23 protein-coding genes and 1 pseudogene are annotated in these 24,860 nt (G+C 69.6%); 14 read left to right on the top strand and 10 right to left on the bottom strand.

The features are described from left to right. The 4 genes from qcrB to ctaE all read right to left on the bottom strand — a co-directional run. A partial coding sequence (gene qcrB / locus LI92_RS04795) for a cytochrome bc1 complex cytochrome b subunit (RefSeq protein ID WP_046316506.1) occupies window positions 1-1,493 on the bottom strand: 1,493 nt, incomplete at its 3' end. After that, window positions 1,490-2,659, bottom strand: coding sequence for a cytochrome bc1 complex Rieske iron-sulfur subunit (gene qcrA, locus LI92_RS04790; RefSeq protein ID WP_046316528.1), 1,170 nt, complete (start codon window positions 2,657-2,659; stop codon window positions 1,490-1,492). The genes qcrB and qcrA, both read right to left, overlap by 4 nt. After that, complete coding sequence (qcrC, locus tag LI92_RS04785) at window positions 2,656-3,531, bottom strand: cytochrome bc1 complex diheme cytochrome c subunit (protein WP_286134858.1); 876 nt, start codon at window positions 3,529-3,531, stop codon at window positions 2,656-2,658. Before qcrC ends, qcrA begins: the two co-directional genes overlap by 4 nt. Next, window positions 3,528-4,139: an aa3-type cytochrome oxidase subunit III gene (gene ctaE, locus LI92_RS04780; protein ID WP_046316503.1), complete on the bottom strand. Its 612-nt coding sequence runs from the start codon at window positions 4,137-4,139 to the stop codon at window positions 3,528-3,530. The genes qcrC and ctaE overlap by 4 nt, the downstream gene beginning before the upstream one ends. Before the next feature lie 139 nt (window positions 4,140-4,278). Between ctaE and trpD the strand changes: the two genes are divergently transcribed. Next, complete coding sequence (gene trpD / locus LI92_RS04775) at window positions 4,279-5,361, top strand: anthranilate phosphoribosyltransferase (RefSeq protein WP_046316501.1); 1,083 nt, start codon at window positions 4,279-4,281, stop codon at window positions 5,359-5,361. Between the two features lie 39 nt (window positions 5,362-5,400). On the opposite strand, the pseudogene LI92_RS22175 reads toward trpD, so the two are convergent. Beyond that, a pseudogene (locus LI92_RS22175) lies at window positions 5,401-7,116 on the bottom strand (DEDD exonuclease domain-containing protein); the annotation flags it as partial. Between the two features lie 86 nt (window positions 7,117-7,202). Here LI92_RS22175 and LI92_RS04765 point away from each other — a divergent pair. From LI92_RS04765 to LI92_RS04750, 4 genes are all read left to right on the top strand, one after another. After that, window positions 7,203-7,466, top strand: a complete 264-nt coding sequence (locus LI92_RS04765) for a hypothetical protein (RefSeq protein ID WP_046316500.1) — start codon at window positions 7,203-7,205, stop codon at window positions 7,464-7,466. A 172-nt stretch (window positions 7,467-7,638) separates the two neighbouring features. Continuing rightward, window positions 7,639-8,781 (top strand): peptidoglycan hydrolase RipC, encoded by a 1,143-nt coding sequence (ripC, locus tag LI92_RS04760; protein ID WP_046316498.1) that lies wholly within the window; start codon window positions 7,639-7,641, stop codon window positions 8,779-8,781. A 22-nt stretch (window positions 8,782-8,803) separates the two neighbouring features. Continuing rightward, window positions 8,804-9,601, top strand: coding sequence for a DUF4157 domain-containing protein (locus LI92_RS04755; RefSeq protein WP_046316496.1), 798 nt, complete (start codon window positions 8,804-8,806; stop codon window positions 9,599-9,601). A gap of 20 nt (window positions 9,602-9,621) precedes the next feature. Next, the gene (locus LI92_RS04750) at window positions 9,622-10,764 is read left to right on the top strand and encodes a glycosyltransferase family 4 protein (RefSeq protein WP_046316494.1); all 1,143 of its coding nucleotides are present in this window, start codon (window positions 9,622-9,624) and stop codon (window positions 10,762-10,764) included. A gap of 30 nt (window positions 10,765-10,794) precedes the next feature. Here the strand turns inward: LI92_RS04750 and LI92_RS04745 are convergent, their stop codons facing one another. Next, on the bottom strand, window positions 10,795-12,597 hold the full coding sequence (locus LI92_RS04745) for an AMP-dependent synthetase/ligase (protein WP_046316492.1): 1,803 nt from the start codon (window positions 12,595-12,597) through the stop codon (window positions 10,795-10,797). A gap of 176 nt (window positions 12,598-12,773) precedes the next feature. Between LI92_RS04745 and LI92_RS04740 the strand changes: the two genes are divergently transcribed. From LI92_RS04740 to LI92_RS04720, 5 genes are all read left to right on the top strand, one after another. Next, window positions 12,774-13,169 carry a hypothetical protein gene (locus LI92_RS04740; protein WP_046316491.1) on the top strand — a complete coding sequence of 132 codons (396 nt, stop codon included), beginning with the start codon at window positions 12,774-12,776 and terminating at the stop codon, window positions 13,167-13,169. A 79-nt stretch (window positions 13,170-13,248) separates the two neighbouring features. Next, window positions 13,249-13,686: an SRPBCC family protein gene (locus tag LI92_RS04735; protein WP_046316489.1), complete on the top strand. Its 438-nt coding sequence runs from the start codon at window positions 13,249-13,251 to the stop codon at window positions 13,684-13,686. Beyond that, window positions 13,683-14,966 (top strand): ArsA family ATPase, encoded by a 1,284-nt coding sequence (locus tag LI92_RS04730; RefSeq protein ID WP_082109556.1) that lies wholly within the window; start codon window positions 13,683-13,685, stop codon window positions 14,964-14,966. Before LI92_RS04735 ends, LI92_RS04730 begins: the two co-directional genes overlap by 4 nt. Then, window positions 14,963-15,370, top strand: a complete 408-nt coding sequence (locus LI92_RS04725; protein WP_046316484.1) for a hypothetical protein — start codon at window positions 14,963-14,965, stop codon at window positions 15,368-15,370. The genes LI92_RS04730 and LI92_RS04725 overlap by 4 nt, the downstream gene beginning before the upstream one ends. A gap of 97 nt (window positions 15,371-15,467) precedes the next feature. Further along, window positions 15,468-16,202, top strand: coding sequence for a lysophospholipid acyltransferase family protein (locus tag LI92_RS04720; RefSeq protein WP_046316482.1), 735 nt, complete (start codon window positions 15,468-15,470; stop codon window positions 16,200-16,202). Here LI92_RS04720 and LI92_RS04715 read toward each other — a convergent pair. Further along, window positions 16,163-17,458 carry a glycosyltransferase 87 family protein gene (locus LI92_RS04715; RefSeq protein WP_046316479.1) on the bottom strand — a complete coding sequence of 432 codons (1,296 nt, stop codon included), beginning with the start codon at window positions 17,456-17,458 and terminating at the stop codon, window positions 16,163-16,165. The two genes, LI92_RS04720 and LI92_RS04715, sit on opposite strands and share 40 nt — an antisense overlap. 93 nt (window positions 17,459-17,551) lie before the next feature. On the opposite strand from LI92_RS04715, the gene LI92_RS04710 reads away from it, so the two are divergent. The 3 genes from LI92_RS04710 (at window position 17,552) to LI92_RS04700 (ending at window position 20,547) form a co-directional block, all read left to right on the top strand. After that, entirely contained in the window at window positions 17,552-18,568 is a 1,017-nt protein-coding gene (locus LI92_RS04710) for a hypothetical protein (RefSeq protein WP_046316478.1), read from the top strand. Next, window positions 18,565-19,077 carry a polyadenylate-specific 3'-exoribonuclease AS gene (locus LI92_RS04705; RefSeq protein WP_046316522.1) on the top strand — a complete coding sequence of 171 codons (513 nt, stop codon included), beginning with the start codon at window positions 18,565-18,567 and terminating at the stop codon, window positions 19,075-19,077. Before LI92_RS04710 ends, LI92_RS04705 begins: the two co-directional genes overlap by 4 nt. A 72-nt stretch (window positions 19,078-19,149) precedes the next feature. Then, window positions 19,150-20,547, top strand: coding sequence for a class II 3-deoxy-7-phosphoheptulonate synthase (locus LI92_RS04700; RefSeq protein WP_046316476.1), 1,398 nt, complete (start codon window positions 19,150-19,152; stop codon window positions 20,545-20,547). Window positions 20,548-20,566: 19 nt separating this feature from the next. Here LI92_RS04700 and LI92_RS04695 read toward each other — a convergent pair whose 3' ends face one another. Continuing rightward, window positions 20,567-21,739: a protein kinase domain-containing protein gene (locus LI92_RS04695; RefSeq protein ID WP_502691396.1), complete on the bottom strand. Its 1,173-nt coding sequence runs from the start codon at window positions 21,737-21,739 to the stop codon at window positions 20,567-20,569. A 54-nt stretch (window positions 21,740-21,793) separates the two neighbouring features. On the opposite strand from LI92_RS04695, the gene LI92_RS04690 reads away from it, so the two are divergent. Beyond that, on the top strand, window positions 21,794-22,198 hold the full coding sequence (locus tag LI92_RS04690) for an Rv2175c family DNA-binding protein (protein ID WP_046316474.1): 405 nt from the start codon (window positions 21,794-21,796) through the stop codon (window positions 22,196-22,198). Window positions 22,199-22,210: 12 nt separating this feature from the next. Here LI92_RS04690 and LI92_RS04685 read toward each other — a convergent pair whose 3' ends face one another. Then, window positions 22,211-23,734, bottom strand: coding sequence for an alpha-(1->6)-mannopyranosyltransferase A (locus LI92_RS04685; RefSeq protein ID WP_046316472.1), 1,524 nt, complete (start codon window positions 23,732-23,734; stop codon window positions 22,211-22,213). 16 nt (window positions 23,735-23,750) lie between these two features. Beyond that, window positions 23,751-24,800 (bottom strand): bifunctional (2E,6E)-farnesyl/geranyl diphosphate synthase, encoded by a 1,050-nt coding sequence (gene idsA2 / locus LI92_RS04680; protein WP_192829978.1) that lies wholly within the window; start codon window positions 24,798-24,800, stop codon window positions 23,751-23,753. Window positions 24,801-24,860 lie beyond the last annotated feature (60 nt).

Genomic DNA, 24,860 nt, shown 5'->3' with positions numbered 1-24,860 from the left:
CCGGTGGCGCCACCGGAACCGAGCTTGTTCATCTTCTTGGGCAGCGGGGCACCGGCGTATTCCAGCGGAATCGGGTGGCCGTGCTCGTCGACCGGGCCCAAGGGCTGGTGCAGCTCGATGTAGGCGCCCTGCGGCAGCCGCTTGATGATGCCGGTCTCGATGCCGTGCTCGAGCACCGCGCGGTCGCTGCGCTGCAGACCGATGCACCACCGGTAGGTGACGAAGAAGATCAGCGGCGGCAGCACCACCATTCCGATGCGGCCGATCCAGGTGGTCGCATTCAGGGAGATGTGGAACTTCCACGCGATGATGTCGTTCATCGCGGCCAGGGTCAGCACCATGTAGAAGGTGATCGCCATGGCGCCGATGGCGGTGCGGACCGGAACGTCCCGGGGCCGCTGGAGAAGGTTGTGGTGCGCGGTGTCACCGGTGAACTTCTTCTCCAGGAAGGGGTAGATGATCAGCAGGATGAACACCGCGCCCATGATCAGCGCCACGCCGACTGCTCCCGGAATGGTGTGGCCGAACGGGTAGAACTCCCACGCCGGCCACAGACGGGCCATGCCTTCGGTCCACATCATGTAGAAGTCCGGCTGGCTACCGGCCGACACCTGAGAAGGCCGGTAGGGGCCCAGGTTCCAGATCGCATTGATCTGCAGCAGCCCGCCCATCAGGCCGAGGATGCCGGTGATCATCGCGAAGAACGCGCCCGACTTGATCGCGAAGACCGGCAGCACCCGCACGCCCACGACGTTGGTCTCGGTGCGGCCCGGGCCGGGGAACTGGGTGTGCTTCTGGAACCACACCAGCGCCATGTGCACGCCGATGAGGGCCAGGATGATGCCCGGGATCAGCAGGATGTGCAGCGCGTAGAGCCGGGGGATCAAGATGGTGCCCGGGAAGTCGCCGCCGAACAGCGCCCAGTGCAGCCAGGTGCCGATCACCGGCATGCCCAGCGTGATCGAGGACAGCGCGGCACGCAGACCGATACCGGAGAGCAGGTCGTCGGGCAGGGAGTAGCCGAAGTAGCCCTCGAACATGGCCAGGATCAGCAGCAGCGACCCGATCACCCAGTTGGCTTCACGCGGTCGGCGGAACGCGCCGGTGAAGAAGATGCGCGCCAGGTGCACCATGATCGACGCCGCGAACATCAGCGCCGCCCAGTGGTGGAGCTGGCGGACGAACAGGCCGCCGCGGACCTCGAAGGAGATGTCAAGCGCCGACTCGTAGGCCCGGGACATCTGCACGCCGTTGAGTGGCTGGTAGACGCCCTGGTAGATGACCTCGGCCATCGACGGGTCGAAGAACAACGTCAGGTAGACGCCGGACAGCAGCAAGATGATGAAGCTGTACAGCGCGATCTCACCGAGCAGGAACGACCAGTGCGTCGGGAAGACCTTGTTGAACTGCCGGCGCAGGGCGGCCGACGGGTGGTAACGGGTGTCGATCTCGTCAGCTTGGCGGGCGAGCAGGTCGCCGATTGCAGGACTCATGAGGTGCGCTCCCAGAAAGCCGGTCCGACAGGTTCGACGAAGTCGCCGTTGGCGACCAGATATCCATTGGTGTCAATGGTGATCGGCAGCTGTGCCAGCGCGCGCGCCGCCGGGCCGAAGACCGGCTTGGCGTAGTGCAGCGCGTCGAACTGCGACTGGTGGCACGGGCACAGGATCCGGTAGGTCTGCTGCTCGAACAGCGATGACGGGCAGCCCAGGTGCGAGCAGATCTTCGTGTAGGCGAAGAAGTCGCCGTAGTTGAAGCTCTCCTGGCCCTGGCGCTTGACCACCTTGTCCCGGTCGTCGGGCCGGATGCGGATCAGCATGACCGGGTTGCGGACGCCCATCATGATGTGGTTGAGCTTCTCCCGCGACTCTTCGGTGGTGCCGTCACCGTCGGACTCCCGCCAGGGGAACACCGTCTCCATACCGCCGGCGTCGAGATCCTCGGGCCGCATCTTGATGAACGGCGAGTTGGTGCTCTGGCCGGTGGAGCGGGCCAGGTAGATGGTTTCGCCGTGGTAGCGCGGCGTCCAGCCGGACGTCCACAGTTCGGCCTTCTTGCCCTCGGCGGTCTCGACGACCGGCTTCCACGGGTTCTTGATCAGCCCGCCGGCGCCGGCGACCACGGTGCCCAGCCCGAACGCTCCGAATCCGACGCCCAGGGAGGCACCGAGCAGCTTGCGCCGCCGGATGGTGGAGCCTTCGAAGGCGTCGGTGAGCTGCGCGCCCACGGTCTTGCGGTCGAGCTCGCTGGAGCTGCCGTCGTGACGCTCCTGGATGGTGATCTCTTCGGGAATGAACTTCTTGACGAACAGCACGGCGCCGATGGCGATGCAGAGCACCGACATCCCGAACGTCAAGCCGTACAACGGCGTTGCCAGCGAGTAGGCCAGGCCGTCGGGGGACTCCAGCGGCGCGTACTCCCAGGGCCAGAACAAGAAGACCAGCAGCAGCGCCAAGCCGAAGCCGCCGCCGGCCAGGAACCAGGCGGCAACCCGGCGCTCGGCGCGCTGCTCCGCCCGGGTGCCCTCGACGGGCCAGCGGGTCTCCTTGAAGACGGTCTCGACTCCGTCGATCTTGCCGCCGAGAGCCAACAGCTCGTCGGTGGTCATCGTCGCCAGTGCGGCGTCGTCGGGGAGTTCGGTCTTGTCGTAGCTGCTCATGAGCGTGCCCCGATCCACATTGCCGCGGCGATGGCGGCGACCATGCCGATAATCCACATCACCATGCCCTCAGGAGCCGGGCCGAACCCGCCGAGCCCGTAGCCGCCCGGATCACGTTCCTCGGTAACGGATTTGACGTAGGCGATGATGTCCTTCTTCTCCTCCATGGAGATCTGCCGGTCGGAGAAGCGCGGCATGTTCTGCGGGCCGGTCAGCATCGCGGTCAGGATCTGCTGCTCGCTGGCCGGTGCCAGGTCGGGCGCGTACTTACCGGAGGACAGTGCGCCGCCGCGGCCGGTGAAGTTGTGGCACGACGCGCAGTTCAGGCGGAACAGGTCGCCGCCGCGGCCGAGGTCGTCGCCGCGCAGCGACGCCTGGGCGATGCTGCCGTCGGCGTTGCGGACCACGGTGGGGCCGCCGCCGTTGGCCTGCACATAGGCACCGATGGCGTCGATCTGGGCGGCGTCGAACATCGGGTACTTGCGGGGCGCCTGGGCCTCACCGCGGGCCGCGGGCATCCGTCCGCTGGAGACCTGGAAGTAGACGGCGGCCTCGCCGACACCGATCAGGCTCGGTCCACGGCCGGGCTCACCTTGCAGGTTCACGCCGTGGCAGCTCACGCACGAGGTGTCGAAGAGTTGCTTACCGGTCCGCAGCAGGGCGGAGGTGGACTCGTCGGCGACCGCGACCTGTGGGGTCGGGGTCAGCAGTGCGGCGGTGCCGCCGGCCAGGGCCAAAGCGACCAGCAGCAGCAGCCCGCCGGAGAGCCGGCGGCGCAGGCGGCGCCGGGCGACGGTGTCGTTGCTGCCAGGCCGGGCCCACTTCTTCAGTGTCTTCAACCGGACACTCCTGTTCATCGGGCGGTTGCTCATCGGATGAAGTAGATCGTGGCGAACAGTGCGATCCACACGATGTCGACGAAGTGCCAGTAGTAGGACACGACAATCGATGCGGTGGCCTGAGCCGGGGTGAACTTGCTCATCGTGGTGCGCAGCATCAGGAAAACGAATGCGACCAATCCGCCGATGACGTGCAGGCCGTGGAACCCGGTGGTCAGGTAGAACACCGTGCCGTAGGCGCTCGAGGGAATGGTGGTGCCGTGCGCGACCAGGTGTGAGTACTCGTAGGCCTGACCGCAGACGAAGAACAGCCCCATGAGGAAGGTCAGCAGGTACCACCGGCGCAGCCCGAACACGTCACCGCGCTCGGCGGCGAACACGCCCATCTGGCAGGTGAACGAGGACGCGATCAGCACCAGCGTCACCGGGACCGCCAGCGCGAGGTTCAACTCGGTTGGTGGCGGCGGCCAGGCGCCTCCGGACTGCGCTCGCGCGGTGAAGTACATCGCGAACAGACCGGCAAAGAACATCAATTCACTGGACAGCCACACGATGGTGCCGACGCTGACCATATTCGGACGGTTCAGCGAATGCACACGCGAAGTAATGGCAGTACCCGAGGACCCCACAGCGCTCGTCACATCCGCAAGTATGACGCTATGTAGTTGTAGAACTCCACCCGGGGCTGGCATTTGGTGTGAACCAGTCTTGTCCTGGTCGTTACCGGCCCGTTTCCCCTTGGCTTTGGCGTCACGAACCCCGCGTGCGACGATCGGGCACGTGGTCGAGCCAGGGAGTGCGGCGCAGCCGAAGGCGCAGATAGGGCAGTGGCGACAGGTACTGGGCGCACTGACGTCCGGTGCGGATCTGCCGCCGGGCGAAGCGGCCTGGGCGATGGAGCAGATCATGGACGGCAGCGCCACCTCCGCGCAGATCGCGGCGTTCGGGGTGGCGATGCAGATGAAGGGCCCGACCGCAGCCGAGGTCGGCGCGCTGGCCGAGGTCATGCTCGCGCACGGCCGCAAGGTGCCCACCGACAAGATCGGCACCGACACCGTCGACGTCGTCGGTACCGGCGGTGACGGCGCCAACACGGTGAACCTGTCCACGATGGCGGCGATCGTGGTGGCCGCCGCGGGGGTGCCGGTGGTCAAGCACGGCAACCGATCCGCGAGCTCGCTGTCCGGCGGCGCCGACACCCTGGAGGCGCTGGGGGTGCGCATCGACATGGGGCCCGACGACGTGGCCCGCAGCGTCGCCGAGGTCGGCATCGGTTTCTGCTTTGCGCCGCAGTTCCAGCCGTCGTATCGCAACGCGTCGGCGGCTCGCCGCGAGATCGGTGTGCCGACGGTGTTCAACCTGCTCGGGCCGCTGACCAACCCGGCACGCCCGCGGGCCGGGCTGATCGGGTGCGCCTTCGGCAATCTGGCCGAGGTGATGGCCGGGGTGTTCGCGGCGCGCAACTCCAGCGTGCTGGTGGTGCACGGCGACGACGGCCTCGATGAGCTGACCACCACCACCACGAGCACGATCTGGCGGGTGCAGGCCGGCACCGTCGATCGGCTGACCTTCGACCCGGCCGCGTTCGGGTTTCCGCGCGCCGAGGTGCACGAACTGCTCGGCGGTGACGCGCAGGCCAACGCCGAGGAGGCGCGCTCGGTGCTCGGCGGAGCCAAAGGCGCGGTGCGCGACGCCGTGGTGCTCAACGCCGCCGGGGCACTGGTCGCCCATGCCGGGCTATCCAGCAGCGCTGAGTGGCTGCCGGCCTGGGAAGACGGGCTGGCGCGTGCCGTCGAGGCGATTGACAGCGGCGCGGCGGAACGGTTGCTCGCCCGCTGGGTCCGCTTCGGCGCCCAGCGCTGACGCCAGCCGCGCCGAGCGGGCCAGAGCCGCCCACGACGCCCACGGCCCGCCTGAGGCCAGCGGCTCGGACCAGCCGTTCGACGCGTCGTCCGCGGATTGCACCCGCACGATGCGCACCCCGGGAGCGGCCAGCCACCGGGCGATCAGGGTGGTCTCCTCGACCAGAGCGCCGGCCAGCGGCGCCGGCTCCGGCAGCACCGCCTCGGCGCCCAGCGTGATCGCATCGACGACGGGCATCGGGGGCACCCCGCGGGCCGCACACCCGGCGGCAGCCAGCCGACCGTGGCGGATCACCGCCAGGTGCCACCCGCCGGTGCCGTCCGGCGAGGCGGCCACCAGCTCGGGCAGCGACGCCAGGGCGCGAGCGCGCTGACTGCGCCACAGCACGTCGATGGCGGCTGCGACCCTGTCCCGCAACCGGGCCGCGCTCTCGTAATGGCCGCGATCGGCCACCGCCCGCACCTGGTCCACCGCCGCGGCCAGGGCGGTGTTGTCGGCGCCGTCGATCAGATCGGCCACCCGGCGGACCGTGTCGGCGTAGTCGCCGGCGGTGATGTTCGCCGCGGCCGGACACGGGCCCACCTGCTGCGGCGGGCAGCCGTGCCGGGCGGTTGCCGAAAGCCGGGTGGTGCAGGTGCGCAGCCCGGAAAAACGCGCCAGCAGAACCGCGGTGTCGACGGCGTCGGCCCGTGACCGGAACGGGCCGACAACCCGGTCGTGCCCGGGGCTGCGCACCACGACTAGACGGGGAAACGGCTCCTTGGACAGCGTGATCCACCACCACCGGCGGGGAAACTTCGACCGACGGTTGTAGGGGGGCGCGTGGGCGGCCAGCAGGCGCAGTTCGCGCACCCCGGCTTCGAGGGCATGCGCGCATTCGACGTGATCGACCCGCGTCGCCAGGGCGACCATCTCGGCGATCCGGCGACGACGCTCCGAGCCGTTGAAGTACTGCGAGACCCGGCGGCGCAGGTCGGTGGAGGTGCCGATGTAGAGCACCTCGTCGGAGGGGCCGCGGAACAGATACACCCCGGGCCGATGCGGCAGGCCCACTGCCAGGCCGCGCTTGCCGCGTTGGGCCGGAGTCGCATGCGAAAGGTAGGCGCGCAGATCCACGAAGGTGTTCACCCGCTGGTTGCCCAGCCGCTCGAGCAGGGCATGCAGGACGTCGACGGTGGCGCGGGCGTCGTCGAGCGCCCGGTGGCTGGGCGTGGTGCTGACCGCGAACAGCCGGGCCAACTCGGCGAGCCGGACGCTGGGCGCCTCTTCGCGGCTGAGCGCCCGGCGGGCCAGCCGCACCGTGCACAGCACCGGCGGACGCGGCCAGGCCAGATCGCAGCGTCGCGCGGCGGCGGTCAGGAACCCGACGTCGAAGCCGGCGTTATGGGCGACCAGCACCGAGCCCCGGTCGAAGCCGGCGAACTCGAGAAACGACGGCAGCACGGAGTCGATGGTGGGCGCCTCGTACACCATGGCGGTGGTGATACCGGTCAGCCGAACGATCTGCGGGGGGATGCCGCGCTGCGGGTTGATCAAGGTGGCGAACTCGCCCTCGACGACGCCACCGCGCACCTTGACCGCGCCGATCTCGGTGATGGCGTCCGGTTCGCCGTCCCCCCGGGGCGCCGCCCGGGCGCCGGTGGTCTCCAGGTCCACCACCACGAACGTGGTCTCGCGCAGGGTGGCCGGGGAGGCGCCGAGTTCGGCTTCGAGATCTGCCAAGCTCAGCTGGCCTGCGTCCGTACCGGAGATCATGGACCGCACCCTAGGCGGCCGCACCGACACCCGCCCTTGTCGGTGGCCGGCGTTAGCGTGCGGGCAACCGATCGAGAGGAAGCCTCATGGGACAGATCGAACCCTCGGATGACGGCGGCACGCGCCGGCCGGAAGCCGATCCGATGGTGATCGACTGCGACGCCTGCGCCGTGCGCGGACCGGCCTGCCGGGACTGTGTTGTCAGTGTGCTGCTGGGAGTGCCCAACGACCTGCTCGACGACGAGCGGGCGGCACTCGACGTGCTTGCCGAGGCCGGGATGGCTCCCCGGTTGCGGTTGGTCCCGATTCGCGGTGGGCGGGCACCCGCGAGCCGATCCGGCGTGGCCTGAACGGCGGCCGGCCCCCGCGAGTCGCCCGGGTCGGGCCGATGGCGGGGCTGTAGAGTGAGCCACTCGACATAGACAACGCCGTTGCCGTTCCGTAACCTAATCGAGACCTTACGTACTTTCGGCGGAGACACGTCCCCCTCGTGTCTTCCTGGGCAGTGTTAAGGATGCAATCTTGGAGCTCGAACGTGTGCAGGGGAACCTGCGTGCTTTGACGCGCCCCATTCTCGGCGCCGCAGCCGGCCTGGTGGCCGGTGTCATGGTTCTGAGCAGCGTTGTTGCCGGAAATGTGAACGCCGATCCCGCCGACGACGCCCTGGCCAAGCTCAGCGAACTGTCCCGGCAGGCCGAGCAGACCACCGAGGCCATGCACACCGCGCAGCTCAATCTCGACGAGAAGCTCGCCGCGCAGCAGGCCGCAGAGGCCGCGCATGCCGCCGATCAGGCCGCCGTGGATGAGGCCGCCGAGAAGCTCACCACCTACCGGTCGGCCATCAACCGCTTCGCCGCCACCACCTACATGGGTGGCCGGGTCGGCGGCGCGGACGCGATCTTGACCGCCGAGTCTCCGCAGCAACTCATCGACAAGCTCGGTGTGCAGCGGGTGGTGGCCGGCGACATGGCAGTGCAGTTGGACCGTTTCCGGGCCGCCAGCGATCAGGCCGCCCAGGCCGAGGAGGCCTCGGCCAGGTCGGCTGAGGAGGCGCGGACCGCCGCCGAGCAGGCCGCCGCCGTGCGGGCCGACTTGCAGGCGCGCCAGAGTCGGTTGCAGCTGCAGATCTCGTTGGTCAAGTCCCAGTACTACGCGCTCAGTCCCGAGCAGCGCACCGCGATGGCCCAGCCCGGACCGGTGCCCGAGGCCGCCCCCGCGGAGCCGGCCCCCGAGGGAGCGCCGCCGGCGCCCGGCTTCCAGTTGCCCGGCTTCGACGCGCCGTCTCCGCTGGGTGCGGTCCCCGGCGGGGCCGGCAGCGGAGCCGCCGCGACCGCCGTGCAGGCCGCGTTGACACAGGTCGGCACGCCGTATGTCTGGGGTGGCGCCGCACCGGGCGGCTTCGACTGCTCCGGGCTGGTGATGTGGGCCTTCAACCAGGCCGGGATCAACCTGCCGCATTCCAGCCAGGCGCAGGCCAACGGCGGGCAGCCGGTGGCGTTGTCGGATCTGCAGCCCGGTGACGTGCTGACCTTCTATTCCGACGCCTCGCACTCGGGTATCTACGTGGGCGACGGCATGATGGTTCACTCGCCCACTTTCGGTCAGCCGGTACGGGTGGTGCCGATGACGTCGTCGGGCCCGATCCACAACGCCCGCCGTTACTGAGCGTCGCGGAGTCCGCCGCGTCCTGTCGCTGCTGCTGGCCGCCGAGCTGGTCGGCGCGGTAGCGCTCCTGATCGCCGCGCCCCGCGAGTCGGCGGCGGTGCCGCTGATCGTGGGGGACGGCCGGACCGTCGTGCTGGACAATCAGGGCGGCGGCCCGGCCGGCGCGGCGTTGCTGAGCCGGGTGGCCGAGAACATCGCGGACGCGGTCGAGGCGGTCGAGGACTTCTGGGGCACCGACTGGTCCCATCGAATCCCGGTGACCGCCACCGGCTCGGATCGCCAGTTCGCCGAGCTGGCCGGCCACGACAACGCCGATGTGGCGCAATGGGCCGACATCGCCGCGGTCGCGGTCGCCGACCGGGTGGATCCGGAGCGCCGGACAGCGCAGGGGCAGCGGATCGTCTTCGCGCCCGGTGCGGTCGCGATGAGCACCCCCGCGTTGCGAATCGTATTGACCCATGAGCTGTTTCACTTCGCCGCGCGCATCGACACCGCGCTGGACGCGCCGCGCTGGCTCATCGAGGGCGTGGCGGACTTCGTCGCTCGGCCTGCCTGGGATCGATCCGGAGCTTCGCCGGGGCCGGTGACGCTGCCCTCGGACACCGAGCTGGATGCCGGCGGTGCGGGCCGTGCCCAGGCCTACGAGCGGGCGTGGCAGTTCGCGCGGTACGTCGCCGACCGCTTCGGGGCGGCAAAACTGCGCGAGCTCTACCTGTCCGCATGCGGTCCCGGGCATGTCCCATTCGCCGTGGCGGTGCCACTGGTGCTCGGGGTCGACCTGCCCGAACTGCTCGCCGGGTGGCAGCAGTGGCGCGGTTGACCACGCGCTAGCATCCACGGGTGAGCCGGGTCCTGCTGGTAACCAACGATTTTCCGCCGCGTCCCGGCGGCATCCAGTGCTATCTGGAAGAACTGGTGCGCCGCATCGCCGCGGCAGGGCGCCACGAGATCACGGTGTATGCGCCCAAGTGGAAGGGCGCGCAGGCCTTCGATGAATCCGCGAAAGCCGCCGGCTATCAGGTGGTACGGCATCCCGGCACGCTGATGTTGCCGGGCCCGGCGGTCGATGCCCGGATGCGTCGGCTCGTCGCCGACTCGGGCGCCGAGACGGTGTGGTTCGGCGCGGCCGCCCCGCTGGCGCTGCTGGCGCAGCGGGCGCGCGGTGCCGGCGCCGTTCGGGTGCTGGCCAGCACGCACGGCCATGAGGTCGGCTGGTCGATGCTGCCGGGGGCCCGCTCGGTGCTGCGCCGGATCGGCGACACCTGCGACACCGTCACCTTCGTCAGCAACTACACCCGCGGCCGGTTCGCCTCGGCGTTCGGTCCCGACGCCGCACTGGAGCACCTGCCTCCCGGCGTGGACACCGACCGGTTCCGCCCCGACCCCGCGGCCCGCGCCGAGCTGCGCGCCCGGCACGGGCTGGGTGAGCGTCCCACCGTGGTGTGCGTTTCGCGGCTCGTGCCCCGCAAGGGGCAGGACATGCTGATCCGGGCGCTTCCGGCCATCCGGCAACGGGTGGACGGGGCCGCGCTGGTCATCGTCGGCGGGGGACCGTACGCCGAGCGGCTGCACACGTTGGCCCGCGAGTGCGGGGTCGCCGACGCGGTGACATTCACCGGCGGCGTACCGGCCGCCGAGCTGCCGGCCTACTACGTGCTGGGGGACGTGTTCGCGATGCCCTGCCGCACCCGCGGCGCCGGACTGGACGTCGAGGGGCTGGGCATCGTGTTCCTGGAGGCCTCGGCCGCCGGGGTGCCGGTGGTCGCCGGCGACTCCGGCGGTGCCCCCGAGACCGTGGTGCACAACAGAACCGGCCTGGTGGTCGACGGCCGGGCGGTGGACCAGATCACCGACGCGGTCGCCGGCCTGCTCGCCGACCCCGCCCGCGCCGCGGCGATGGGTGCCGCCGGGCGGGAATGGGCCACCGGCCATTGGCGCTGGGACTCCCTGGCCGGGCGCATGGCCGAGCTGTTGCAGGCCTGAGCTGGGCTCAGCCCCGGCCCGGAGGGTGCCTCAGCCCTTGGCGTAGATCGCCTCGATCGCGTGGGCGAACTTCTCCGCGACGATGTTGCGCTTGACCTTCATCGTCGGGGTCAGCTCGCCGGTGGCCTCGGTGAAGTCGACCGGCAGGATGTGGAACTTGCGGATCGACTCGGCGTGGGAGACCGACAGATTGGCCTGTTTGACCGCCCCGTCGACCTCGGCGAGCAGATCCGGGTCGGTCGCAAGGTCGCCGGGCGTGTCGGTGCTGGACTTGCCGTTGCGCTGCTTCCAGCCGTCGAAGGCTTCCGGGTCGATGGTGATCAGCGCGCCGATGAACGGCTTGGCGTCTCCGACGACCATCGCCTGACTGATCAGCGGGTGCGAGCGAAGCTGGTCTTCCAGGACCGCCGGGGCGACATTCTTGCCGCCGGCGGTGACGATGATCTCCTTCTTGCGGCCGGTGATCTTCAGGTAGCCGTCGGCGTCGATGGAGGCCAGGTCCCCGGTGCGGAACCAGCCGTCGACGAACGCGTCGGCGGTGGCCGCCTCATTGCGCCAGTAGCCGTTGAACACCACCCCGCCGCGCACCAGCAGCTCGCCGTCCTCGGCGACCCGCATGCTGTTGCCGGGCACCAGCTTTCCGACGGTCCCCACCTTCATTCCGCCGACCGGGTTGACGGTGATGGCAGCCGTGGTCTCGGTCAGGCCGTAGCCCTCGTAGATGGACAGGCCGACGCCACGGTAGAAGTGGCCCAGCCGTTCGCCCAGCGGGGCCCCGCCGGAGACCGACGCGCGGCAGTTGCCGCCCAGCGCCGCGCGCAGCTTGTGATAGACCAGCTTGTCGAACAGGGCGTGCTTGGCACGCAGCAACAGGCCCGGACCGCCGCGGTCGAGAGACTCGCTCCAGTCCACCGCGGTCTGGGCGGCGATCTCGAAGATGCGGCCCTTGCCGTCGTTGGCGGCGTTCTGCGCCGCGGTGTTGTACACCTTCTCGAAGACCCGCGGCACCGAAACCACCACGGTCGGCTTGAACACCCCGAACATCGGTACCAGGTTCTTGATGTCGCTGGTGAAGCCCACGGTGACCTTGTTGGCGAAACCGGCGATGCTCAGCGCACGGGCCAGCACGTGGGCCAGCGGCAGAAAGACCAGCAGGCGCTGTCCGGCGGTCAGCAGGGTCGGCAGCGCAGCCTGGGTGCCGCGCACCTCGTGGATCAGGTTGGAGTGGGTGAGCTCGCAGCCCTTGGGGCGACCCGTGGTGCCCGAGGTGTAGATCAGCGTCGCCGGGTCGGTGGCCCGCAGCGCACCAAGGCGTGCGGTGAGCTGCGCCGGGTCCTGACCGGCACCGGCTTCGGCGAGCTCGTCTAGCGCGGCCGGGCCGGAACCGTCGATGGTGTGCACCCGCCGCAGTGCGGGCAGGTCGCCGGCGAGTTCCTTGATGATCTGGGCGTGCTCGTCGGTCTCGGCGAACGCCAGCACCGCGCCGGAGTCCTGCATCACCCACCGGACCTGCTCGGCCGAGGAGGTTTCGTAGATCGGCACGGTGACCGCGCCGATGGACAGGATCGCGTAGTCGAGCAGGGCCCACTCGTAACGGGTTGCCGAGAAGATGACCACCCGGTCGCCGGGGGCCACGCCCTGACCGATCAGTCCCAATGCGGCCGACCGGATCTGCGCGGCGGCTTCTGCACACGTGACATCGGTCCAGGCCCCGTCTACCAACCGCTGGTAGATCACGAAATCGGGACTGTTGCGCTCGTGCTCGAAAACGACCGCGGCGACGTTGTCGTGCTCCTCGACGGTGAACGACGCGGGAACACTGAACTCACGCATTGCGATGACCTCTCTTGCCAGCCAGGGTAGACCCGCTCAGCCTAGTCGGCGCCGGTGCGCCAGCGTGACGGTGTTCACTATTGCGGTCGGGAGGGCGCACCGCCGGAGCGTTGGGTGCGCGGCATCGGCGGGCAGGGAGGTTCGCTGCGCAAACGTCTTCGTTACGCTTGCGGGCCATGAACAGTATCCAGGTCGCCGACGAGACTTTCGTCGCCGCATCCGGCGAGCAGGTCGGCGCGGCGGTCGCCGATCGCTCGAGTTGGCAGCGGTGGTGGCCCGACCTGCAACTCCAGGTGGTTGAGGACCGGGCCGACAAGGGCATCCGGTGGACGGTGAGCGGGCCGCTGACCGGCACCATGGAGATCTGGCTGGAGCCGATGCTCGACGGTGTGCTGCTGCACTACTTCCTGCATGCCGAGCCGACCGGGGTGACCGGCCGGCAGTTGGCCAAGCTGAACCTGGCGAAGCTGAACCACCGCCGCCGGGTGGCCGGCAAGCGGATGGCTTTCGAGATCAAGGACCGCCTGGAGAGTTCCCGGCCGGTGGGGGTCTCTCCGAACGCCGTACGTTGAACCGCCCCGGCCCTCGACGGCGGGGTACCGTCTGTGCCGTGGGGTCGTGCCAGGCGCGAGCGAGTTAGGGAAGTAGTACGTGGCCGATAAGACAGCTCAGACGATCTACATCGCGGCGGATCCGGACACGGTGATGAAGGTGATCGCCGACATCGGCTCCTATCCCGACTGGGTCTCGGAGTACACCGAGGCCGAGGTGCTCGAAACCGACGCCGACGGGTACCCGAAGGTGGCCCGGCTGGTGCTCGACGCGGCCGTGCTCAAAGACACCATGGTGCTCGACTACGACTGGTCGCCCGATCGCCGCTCGGTGCGCTGGTCGCTGGCGTCGAGTTCGCTGCTGAAAGCCCTCGACGGCGAATATCGGCTGACGTCCAAGGGATCTGGCACCGAGGTCGTCTACGAGTTGTCGGTGGATCTGATGATCCCGATGATCGGCCTGCTCAAGCGCAAGGCGGAACGGCGACTGACCGACACCGCTCTGAAGGACCTGAAGAAGCGAGCAGAGGCTGAGTGAGGCCGCCGCAGGCAGCGACGCCGGCTGCAGCCCAGCTGAGTCTGTTCGTCGGTAAGGGCGGCGTGGGCAAGTCCACGTGTGCGGCGGCGACCGCTGTCACGCAGGCATGCGCCGGCGACCGGGTGCTGCTGGTCTCCACCGATCAGGCCCATTCGGTGGGCGATGTGCTCGGCGTGCAGCTGGCTCCCAGCGGTGCCCGGGATCCCAGCCCGGTGGCCCTCGACGGCGCCGGCTCGGGCCGGCTGGACGTGCTGGCGCTGGACACCCTGGCCGTACTTGAACGGCACTGGGCCGGCGTGGTCGGGGTGCTCGCTGAGCGGTTCCCGGAATCGGATCTGGGTAGCCTTGCCCCCGAAGAACTTTCGGCTTTCCCGGGGGTTCAGGAGGTGTTGGGCCTGCACGAGGTCGGCGAGCTCGCGGACAGCGGGCAGTGGGACCGCGTCATCGTGGACTGCGCGTCGACCGCCGATGCGATGCGGATGCTGACCCTGCCGGCGACCGTGGCGCTGTATGCCGAAAGGTCCTGGCCGCGGCACCGCCGGCTCAGCGGCACCGAGGACCCGCGGTCGAGTGCACTGGTGGAGGCGATCGAGCGGATCAGCCGCGCCGCCGAGCGGCTTGCCGAGCGCCTCGCAGATGAGACGACGGTGGCCGCCCATCTGGTGTTGACCGCCGAGCGCGTGGTGGCCGCCGAGGCCGTCCGGACCCTGGGGGCGCTGTCGCTGACCGGGGTGCGGGTGGCGGAACTGATCGTCAATCAGATTTTGGTGCAGGACGATTCGTACGTCTACACCGATCTGCCGGCTCATCCGGCGTTCGACTGGTACGCCGAGCGGATCGCTGAACAGCGCACCGTCCTGGCCGAGATCGACCGCGCGATCGGCGACGTGGCGATGGTGCTGGTTCCGCATCTGTCGGGTGAGCCGATCGGCCCCAAGGCTCTGGGCGACCTGCTCGCCGGCAGCCGTCGCCGGGACGGATCGGCACCGCCCGGTCCGGTGCGGCCGGTGGTCGACCGGGAGTCCGGTTCCGGGCTGGGGGCGGTGTATCGCCTGCGGCTAGAGTTACCCCAGGTCGATTCCGGTGTCCTGAGTCTGGGGCGGTCCGGAGACGATCTGATCATCGGTGCAGGCGCCACCAGACGCCGCGTGCGGCTGGCGTCGGTGCTGCGACGGTGCACGGTTGTCGACGCAACGTTGCGTGGCAGTGAACTGACGGTGCGCTTCCGGCCGGACCCGGACGTGTGGCCGACGACTGGCGATGAGGAGGGGCGACGGTGACCGCTGGTGCGCACCCCGACCTCGGTGAGCTCGGACCCGAGCTGCGCAAGCTCGCCCAGGCGATTCTGGATCGGCTGGATCCGGCGGTGCGTGCCGCGGCGCTGCTGGCGGCCGCCGGCGACGGACCGGGCAAGTGTCAACAGGTGTGGTGCCCGGTGTGCGCGCTGGCGGCACTGGTGACCGGCGAAGAGCATCCGCTGCTGACAATGGTGGCCGAGCACAGCGTTGCGCTCTACGAGGTGGTCCGCGCCGTGGTCGGCGAGACCGCCGGCGCCGGCGGGCCGCCGGAGCCGCCCGAACCGGGCCCGGCCGCGCCCGGCGGCGACGGTGACGCGCCGGTCCGGCCCAGTTACCGACACATTCCGGTAAACATCGAAACCGAATCCTCAGACGGTGAAAGCTGAGGAATTCCAGCGAATTCGCGCTGTGACGAATCACCGTGTGGCCCCAGCCACGGCCGCTCGGTAAAGTTAGCGCGAACACGACCAGGAGGGAGGGGCCATGTGGTATTGGCTGGGCAAGTACGTGTTCTTCGGTCCGCTGCTGGCCGTGATCGGCCGGCCGAAAGTTGAGGGACTGGAAAACATCCCCGACGGCGGAGCGGCGATTCTGGCCAGCAATCATTTGGCCGTCATGGACAGTTTTTTCCTGCCCCTGGTGGTGCGCCGTCGGATCACTTTCCTGGCCAAGGCGGAATACTTCACCGGAACCGGCGTCAAAGGCTGGTTGACCCGTTCTTTCTACACCGCCGTCGGGCAGGTCCCCATCGACCGCAACGACGCGGACGCCGCGCAGGCCGCCCTCAACACCGCCCGGCGGATCCTGGATCAGGGCAAGCTGCTCGGGATCTACCCCGAGGGCACCCGCTCACCGGACGGCCGGCTCTACAAGGGCAAGACCGGGCTGGCCCGGCTGGCGCTGCACACCGGTGTCCCGGTGATCCCCGTCGCGATGGTCGGCACCGACGTCGTCAACCCGCCGGGCACCTCGATGCTGCGGTTCGGCCGTGTCCCCGTCCGCTTCGGCAAGCCGATGGACTTCTCGCGCTTCGACGGGATGGCCGACAACCGCTTTATCGAGCGCGCCGTCACCGACGAGGTGATGTATGAGTTGATGCGGCTGTCCGGGCAGGAGTACGTCGACGTCTACGCGGCAAACCTCAAAAACGGTGCGGCGCAGTCGGAAGGGGAAACGGCTCAGCCGGTCGCCCGGTTTCCGGAGACCGCGGCGGGCTGATCCGGATTCTCCCGGGGGGACGGCCGCAGCGTCGCGCCGGCCGTGACGACCATCGCCAGCGCCCACCACACGTAGGACGTGCCGGCCAATTGGCGCCACCACGCTGCGCCGGTCTCATGATGTTCGGGCAGCAACTCGATCGGACTGCGCATCATCAGCGCCACCCCGATCACGCTGAGCGCTCCCAGCATCAGCGCCCGGTGCCGGGAAGCCACCACCGCGGTCACCACCACCGCGGGAAGCATCCACACCCAGTGATGCGACCAGGACACCGGTGACACCACCAGGCCGAACAGTGCCACGCAGACCAGCGCCAAGATCGGTTCACCCGCGCTGAGCACGCGGCGGGCCGCCCACACGGTCACCGCAAGCACCACCAGGCACCCGGCCAGCCACAGCAGCGAGCGCAGTTGTTCGCCCAGCGGCAGCCGCGCCAGCGCCCCGGCCAGGTTCTGGTTGGTGTTCAGCGTCGCTCCGCCGATGCGGTCGGTGTCGGTGACGGTGCGCGTCCAGTACTGCCAGGAGTCGCTCCAGGCCATCGCGAAGCCCAGCAGGGTCGCGGCCAGAAACGACACCACCGTGGTGACCGCGGCGCGCCGGTCGCCGCGCAACAGGAAATAGAGCACGAACACGGCCGGGGTCAGCTTGAGCGCCACCGCCACACCCAGCAGGGTCCCGCGCGGCCAGTAGGTGCGCCGCGGCACACAGTCGGCGATCACCAGGGTCATCAACACCGCATTGACCTGGCCGAAGTCGAAGTTGGCCCAGATGGGTTCGGCCTCCAACCAGATGGCCGCCGCCACGATCGCCGCGGCCACCACAGCGCGGCGCCACCAGGCCGGGCCGCAACCCGGGCTCGTCTCGACACTCACCCCCAGGCCGGTCAGCACGATCGTGATCGACACCACCAGCAGCAATGTCGAGACGATGGTCAACACGACGGTGGCGGTGCCCAGCGAAACCCAGGTGAGCGGGGCGAACAACACCGCGGCGATCGGGGGATAGGTGAAAGGCAGGACGGTGCCGTCGATCTGGGTTTGGAACCAGTTCTGGCCGTAGAGCGGCTGGCCGTCACGCCAGGCCTGAGCCGCCATCCGGTAGACGTCGATGTCGATGTGATACGGCGTGCTGCCCAATGCCCGCCACGTCATGTAGCCCAGGGCTGCCATCGTCAGCGCCGCGAAGATCCACCAAACGGCCCTACCGTTGATGCCCCCGTGCCGACGGCCCGGCTCGGCCGGCCGCGATGTAGTCATGTCGCAGCACAGCCTATCCGGTGGCTACCTCAGACTGCGCCATACCGGTGGCGATCCGGGCGTGGTGTGCGGTGAGGGCGTACGTTTCATTAGATGCTCGAATGGTTCCGCGACGACATTGTGGGGCGTGGCCGACTGCCGCTGCTGTGCTGTCTGCTGGCCTTTTTGGCGACGTTCCTGGTGACTCGTGCCGTGGTGCGCTACATCCGCAGCCAGGCCGACAACCCCCGGCCGCCGCGGTGGTGGCAGCCGCGCAACGTCCACATCGGGACCAAACACATCCACCACGTGGTGTTCGGGGTGGTGCTGGTGATGGTGTCCGGGGTGACGCTGGTGACCGTCGGATCCAGCGGGCATGAGCCGGCGTTCAGCCTGGCCGCGATCGCGTTCGGGATCGGGGCGGCGCTGGTGCTCGACGAGTACGCGCTGATCCTGCACCTGTCCGACGTGTACTGGGAGGAGGACGGCCGCGCGTCGGTCGACGCGGTGTTCGCCGCCACGGCGGTCGCCGGGCTGCTGGTGCTGGGCTTTCACCCGCTGACGTTTCTGGCCGGAACATGGCACGATACGTCGTCGCCGTTGATTCGCACCGGGGTGTTCATCGGTTTGGTGACGGCATTGCCGCTGGGCGTGATGGTGTTGTTGAAGGGCAAGGTGTGGACCGGGTTGATCGGGATGTTTTTCTTTCCCCTGCTGGTGATCGGCGCGGTGCGGCTGTCTCGGCCGCACGCGCCCTGGGCCCGTTGGCGTTATCTGAACAGCCGTGAGCGAATGCACCGCGCGCTGGAGCGCGAGCGCCGGCTGCGCCGTCCGGTGATCGCCGCCAAGCTCTGGTTGCAGGATGCGATCGCCGGCCGGCCCCAGGTGCCCGACGAGCGTGAGGTCGACGCCGAGCTCGACCGCGAGGTGCGCGCCGCGTCGGCGCCGACGGTGAAATTCATGGCTCCCCGGCCGCCGGCTGCCCGGCCGCCGGCCCCCGCCGCCCGCCCGCCCGCCCGCCCGGCTCCGCCCCCGTGGCCGCCGAGCCGGCCCGGTCCGGCGTCGGAGGCGTCGGCGCCCACCCGGCCATTCGTGGTCCCGCGGATGCCCCGGCAGGGCGGACCGTGGTGACGAGGTTTTTCTACGACACTGAGTTCATCGAGGACGGCCGCACCATCGAGTTGATCTCCATCGGCGTGGTCGCCGAGGACGGGCGCGAGTACTACGCGGTGTCCACCGAGTTCGATCCGGAGCGTGCGGGGCCCTGGGTGCGCTCGCACGTGTTGCCGAAGCTGCCGTCGCCGGCCTCGAAGGCGTGGCGCTCGCGCAGCCGGATCCGCGCGGACTTGGAGGAGTTCCTGGGCGTGGAGCGGGGGGACCCGATCGAGTTGTGGGCCTGGGTCGGCGCCTATGACCATGTGGTGCTCTGCCAGTTGTGGGGCACCATGCCTGAGCTGCCGGCGCCGATTCCGCGTTTCACCCACGAGCTGCGCCAGCTGTGGGAGGACCGGGGCCGGCCGCGGCTGCCACCGCGGTCGGCGGGCAGTCACGACGCGCTGGTGGACGCCCGCGATCAGCTGCGCCGCTTCCAGGTGATCATGGCGGCCGACGACGATGCGGGCCGCGCAGCGGACCGTTGAGGAGTTGGCCAGTCAGCACGGCCGACGAACTGGCCTGATCAGGGCGGTTCGGCGCCCCGCTACCATGGTCGGGTGAACTGGACTGTTGACGTACCCATCGACCAGCTGCCGGCGTTGCCGCCGCTGCCCGCGGATCTGCGCGAGCGCCTCGACGCCGCACTGGCCCGGCCGGCCGTCCAACAACCGAGCTGGCCCGCCGACCAGGCCAAGGCCATGCGCACGGTGTTGGAGAGCGTTCCGCCCATCACGGTGGCGTCCGAGATCGAGCGCCTCAAGGCGTTGCTGGCCCAGGTCGCCCGCGGGGAGGCCTTCCTGCTGCAGGGCGGCGACTGCGCCGAGACCTTCACCGACAACACCGAGCCGCACATCAAGGCGAACATCCGCACCCTGCTGCAGATGGCCGTGGTGCTGACCTACGGGGCCAGCATGCCGGTGGTCAAGGTGGCCCGGATCGCCGGTCAGTACGCCAAGCCGCGGTCGGCCGACATCGACGCGCTGGGCCTGAAGTCCTACCGCGGCGACATGGTCAACGGACTGGCCGCCGATGCCGAGGTACGTGAGCACGACCCGTCTCGGCTGGTGCGGGCCTACGCCAATGCCAGCGCCGCGATGAACCTGGTGCGGGCGCTGACGTCGTCGGGCCTGGCGTCGCTGGAGTTGGTGCACGACTGGAACCGCGAGTTCGTCCGCACGTCGCCGGCGGGTGCTCGTTACGAGGCGCTGGCGGGCGAGATCGACCGCGGGCTGAAGTTCATGTCGGCGTGCGGGGTGGCCGACCGGGAGCTGCAGACCGCGGAGATCTACGCCAGCCACGAGGCCCTGGTGCTCGACTACGAGCGGGCCATGCTGCGGATGGGTCCGGGCGGCGCTGACGGCTCCGGTACTCCCAAGCTCTACGACCTGTCGGCGCACTACCTGTGGATCGGGGAGCGGACTCGTCAGCTCGACGGCGCGCACGTCGGTCTGGCCGAGGTGATCGCCAACCCGATCGGCATCAAGCTGGGGCCGACGACATCGCCGGAACTGGCGGTGGAGTACGTCGAGCGGCTCGACCCGCACAACGAGCCGGGCCGCCTGACCCTGGTCAGCCGGATGGGCAACAGCAAGGTGCGTGATCTGCTTCCTGGCATCATCGAAAAGGTCCAGGCCACCGGTCACCAGGTGATCTGGCAGTGCGACCCGATGCACGGCAACACCCATGAGGCGTCGACCGGCCACAAGACCCGCCACTTCGACCGGATCGTCGACGAGGTGCAGGGCTTCTTCGAGGTGCATCATGCGCTGGGCACGCACCCGGGCGGCATCCACCTGGAGTTCACCGGGGAGGACGTCACGGAGTGCCTCGGTGGCGCCCAAGACATTTCGGACTCGGATCTGGGCGGCCGCTACGAGACGGCGTGTGACCCGCGGCTCAACACCCAGCAGTCGCTGGAGTTGTCCTTCCTGGTCGCGGAGATGCTGCGGGGCTGAGCCGTCGGCAGGCCGGGGTTCACAGCAGCGCGCCGACGTTGTTGCCCAGCGTCCACGCCACCGCCGCGACCACGGCGTCCAGCGCGAACACCACGGCCAGCCAGATCAGCACCATCCGGCGTGCGTGCTGGCGCTCCAGCACGAATCGGCTCAGTTCGACGCCACCGAATTGCCCTGTCACGAGCTGAGATTGACCGATTTCCTCCGGCCAGTCCTGCGGACCGCGGGTCATGTGCAGGGTGGCGTGGCGTGGCGGCTGGGGCGGCGTGCGCCCGGGTGCGGCGATGTGCTGGGCGGAGTTGCGGGGGGCGGGCACCCGAAACGCCGGCAGCGCCAGCGCTACGGTGAGCAGATCCACCGCGCGAGCCATCTGCAGACCATCGGGGTAGCGGTCCTCCGGCGCCCGGGCGGTGGCCCGGGCGACCAGGTCGTCGAATTCGCCGGGAACGCCGTCGATGGCCGAACTGGGCAGCGGGACATTGTGATCCAGCCGCTGGTAGGCCACCGTCAACGCGGAGTCGCCGGCGAACGGCGTGTGGCCGGTCAACAGCTCATAGGTGAGTACGCCGGCGCTGTAGACGTCGCTGGCGGGGCCGGCGTTCCCGTCCCGCACCTGCTCGGGGGACAGATAGGCCGCGGTACCCAGAATCACGTTGGTGGAGGTGATTCCCGCCGCTGCGATGGCGCGCACCAGGCCGAAGTCGACGATCTTCACCTCGCCGTCATCGGAGATCAGAATGTTCTCCGGCTTGACGTCACGGTGCACCAGCCCGGCCTGGTGGGCGATCCCCAGTGCCGAAAGCACCGGGCGCAGTACCGCGGCGACGGCGTGCGGCGGCATCGGGCCGCGTTCGTTGAGCAGTTCGCGCAGCGTGCCGCCCTCGACGAGCTCCATCACCAGAAACGGCTGGCCGGGATCGTGAATCGTGCCGAAGCCCTGGTCGTAGACCGCCACCAGCCCCGGATCCTTGAGCCGGGCGACCGCCCGGGCCTCGAGCTGGAACCGGGCCAGGAACTGCTGGTCGCCGGCGTAGCGCAGATCCATCACCTTCACCGCGACCGGGCGGTCGAGGCGTTCGTCCATGCCGCGGTACACCGTGGAGGTGCCGCCGGTGGCGATCCGGGCGCCCACTCGGTACCGCCCGTCGAGCAGGGTGCCCTCCAAGCTGTCGCCGCCCCAGGTGGAAGTCACCCGGCAATGGTATGTGTGCGTCGGCGGCCGGTCCGGCGGTTCTAAACTCGTGTCGTGAGCAGCATTCCGGCCTCCGATGACGTCCTCGATCCCGACGAACCGACTTTCGACCTGCCGACGGTGGCCGAGATGCTCGGGGTGCCGGTCACCAAAGTGCACCAGTACCTGCGCGACAACCATCTGGCCGCGGTGCGGCGAAACGGTGTGCTGCTGGTTCCGCAGGTGTTCTTCACCGCCGACGGCGACGTGGTCAAGAGCCTGCCCGGGCTGCTGGCGCTGCTGCACGACGGCGGCTACCAGCAGACCGAGATCGTGCGGTGGCTGTTCACCCCGGATGCGTCGTTGTCGTTGACCCGCGACGGCGTGCGGGAACCGGTGGCAAACGCCCGCCCCATCGATGCGCTGCACGCCCACCAGGCCCGCGAGGTGATGCGGCGGGCCCAGGCCATGGCGTACTGAGCCCAGCCGCCCTCAGGCGGTTTCGGCCGGCGCTTTGGACAGCCGGTACCAGGCGTAGACGGCGCAGCCCGTCGCGCCGATCACGTGCAGCCAGGTGTACATGCCATGGGAGCCGTCGGGTTTGAAGATCACCATGATCCAGGTCGAGGCCGCCGCGATCGCGGCGATGGCGGTCGGGGAACGCACCAGGGTGGCGGCCACCGCGAGCGGCCAGGTGTAGTACCAGGGCAGAGCGGCCGGCACGAACAACACGACGACCAGCATGGCCCAGGCGATGCCGGCGATCGCGCTGCGATCGTCGCGCCGCGCTCGCCACCACAGCACCGGCAGGACCAGCGCGATCACCACGACCCCGCTGATCCGGGTGATGTGCAGGACGGCGTAGAAGTTGACCGGGGCGACCAGTCCGCCGACGGCGTGGATCAGGTTGGCGGCCGCCGTGGGCACGGTGAGCCAGTTGATGATCTTGACGTTGCCGGCCAGCAGTGCGGTCAGCCAGCCCAAACCGACTCCGGCCAGGGCCGACAGCATGGTGAACACGGCGACAACGCTGACCGTCGAGGCTGCCGCTGCGGCGGCGAATGCGGGGACCGTCGGGTACCCGCGGCGCTCACCGCGGGGCTCGCGCAGGTGGCGCATCCAGACCCACCCCAGAAATGGCAGGGCGATCGCGGCGGTGGCCTTCACCGCCGCGGCCAGCGCCACCACCGTTATCCCGGCCAGGTGTCGGCGTTCCAGTGTCAGCGCGATGCCCGCCATCACCAGGCCGACCATCAGCATCTCGTTGTGCACCCCACCCATCAGGTGGATGATCACCAGCGGGTTGAGCACGGCCAGATACAGCGCCGCGGGGGCGCTGCCGCCGACCCGGGCGGCCACCCGGGGCGCGGCCCAGATCAGCAGCGCCAGCCCGGGCAGCATGCACAGTCGCAGCACCATGGTGCCGGCCACCACGTTGTTGCCCACCAGCATCGTGACGAGCTTCGCGATCAAGATGAACGCGGGCCCATACGGCGCCGTCGTCGCCGCCCAGATCGGGCTGACATCGTCGAGCAGCGGGTTGGGATTTTCCACCGGCCCGACTAGGTACGGGTCGAAGCCATCGCGCAGCAGGGCGCCTTGGGCCAGGTAGGAGTAGGTGTCGCGGCTGAACACCGGCACCGACAGCAGCAGGGGAGCCAGCCAGAAGCCGGTGGTGGCGATCAATGTGTAGGTGCTGACGGCGCCGTCGATCACCCGCCGGCCCAAGCCGAGCCAGGCCGCGAGCATCACCGCGACCCCGGTCCACAACAGCACCGACGACAGCACCAGGCCGTGCCCGAACCGCAGCCACGACAGGTGCAGTGAGTCGAGCAGGGGGTCCTGGATCCGGGTGCTGCCGGCGCCCAGCCCACCCAGGGTGATCAGCAGTGCACCCAGGAATCCGGTCCACGCGGCGCCTGCCTGCCGGCCGGCGGCGAACTGCCGCAGGCCGGCAAGACCGTGCGCGGTGTCGCTGGGCGCGCTGGGGACCGGTGAGGTGGTGGGATTGGGCATCGGTGCTCCGGGATCTTCAGGCGGACCGGTCGGCTACCCGGCGAGCCAGGTCGGTGAGTCCGGCTTTGGCGACCTCGTCGATGGGTGCTGCCGCCAGCGCGGTCAGGGCACGGCGGATCAGCAGGTCGATGCGGTCTTCGACGGCGGCAAGGGCGCCCACCGCCTCGATGGTGTCGCACAGTTCGCGGACCTGCGCCTCGGTCAGTGCGGTGCCGATCGCGCTGCGCAACCGGTTGGCCGCCGCCGGGTCCGACTTGTCGGCCAGTTCCACCGCCTCGGCCAGCAGGACGGTGCGCTTGCCCGAGCGCAGGTCGTCGCCGGAGGGCTTGCCGGTCACCGCCGGATCGCCGAACACCCCCAGCACGTCGTCGCGCAGCTGGAACGCCACGCCCAGGTCGGTGCCGATCTCGCCGAACAGTGCCTGGATTTCGGGCCGGTCGGCTGCCGCGGCGGCGCCCAGTTGCAGGGGGCGCACCACCGTGTAGGAGGCGGTCTTGTACGTGTTGACGCGCATCGCCGAGGCGATCGAGTCCACGCCACTGGATTCGGCGGCGATGTCGAGGTACTGGCCGCCCAGCACCTCGGTGCGGATGTCCGACCAGACCCGCCGCACGCGGCGCCGGGCATCGTCGGGCAGATCGGCGTCGGCGACGATGTCGTCGGCCCACACCAGGGCCAGGTCGCCGAGCAGGATGGCCGCCGATATCCCGAACTGGTCGGCCGAGCCGCGCCAGCCGCGGGCGCGATGCAACTCGGCGAACTTGCGGTGCGTGGTCGGATTGCCCCGGCGGGTAGCTGAGGCGTCGATCACGTCGTCGTGCACCAGCGCGCAGGCGTGCAGCAGTTCCAGTGCCGAGAACAGCAGCAGTTCGCGGTCGCCGGCGTCGTGGCCGGTGATGGCGCGCCAGCCCCAGTAGGCGAAGGCCGGACGCAGCCGTTTGCCACCGTCGAGCACGAAGTCCTCGAGGCCGGTGATCAGATCCTGGTAGTCGTCACCGATATAGGCTGTCTCGGTACGCCGCGTGCGCAGGTGGGAGCGCAGCGCTTCGGTCACGGCGCCGGCCAGCGCTGCGGCCGACGGTGTAGTCGTTGCCTTGGATGTCAGCTCGGCGTCCCTTTCTGCGCT

It is taken from the genome of Mycobacterium sp. UM_Kg1, assembly GCF_000972925.1.
Classification (GTDB): domain Bacteria; phylum Actinomycetota; class Actinomycetes; order Mycobacteriales; family Mycobacteriaceae; genus Mycobacterium; species Mycobacterium hiberniae.
The sequence above is the reverse complement of the archived record's forward strand: the minus strand, read 5'-3'. Positions and strand labels throughout refer to the sequence as shown.

What these genes read in the sequence shown, in the direction of transcription:
- qcrA (WP_046316528.1), bottom strand. Translation starts at nt 2,659, where the DNA reads ATGAGCAGCTACGACAAGACCGAACTCCCCGACGACGCCGCACTGGCG.
- qcrC (WP_286134858.1), bottom strand. Translation starts at nt 3,531, where the DNA reads ATGAGCAACCGCCCGATGAACAGGAGTGTCCGGTTGAAGACACTGAAG.
- LI92_RS04765 (WP_046316500.1), top strand. Translation starts at nt 7,203, where the DNA reads ATGGGACAGATCGAACCCTCGGATGACGGCGGCACGCGCCGGCCGGAA.
- LI92_RS04745 (WP_046316492.1), bottom strand. Translation starts at nt 12,597, where the DNA reads ATGCGTGAGTTCAGTGTTCCCGCGTCGTTCACCGTCGAGGAGCACGAC.
- LI92_RS04740 (WP_046316491.1), top strand. Translation starts at nt 12,774, where the DNA reads ATGAACAGTATCCAGGTCGCCGACGAGACTTTCGTCGCCGCATCCGGC.
- LI92_RS04720 (WP_046316482.1), top strand. Translation starts at nt 15,468, where the DNA reads ATGTGGTATTGGCTGGGCAAGTACGTGTTCTTCGGTCCGCTGCTGGCC.
- LI92_RS04715 (WP_046316479.1), bottom strand. Translation starts at nt 17,458, where the DNA reads ATGACTACATCGCGGCCGGCCGAGCCGGGCCGTCGGCACGGGGGCATC.
- LI92_RS04710 (WP_046316478.1), top strand. Translation starts at nt 17,552, where the DNA reads ATGCTCGAATGGTTCCGCGACGACATTGTGGGGCGTGGCCGACTGCCG.
- LI92_RS04685 (WP_046316472.1), bottom strand. Translation starts at nt 23,734, where the DNA reads ATGCCCAATCCCACCACCTCACCGGTCCCCAGCGCGCCCAGCGACACC.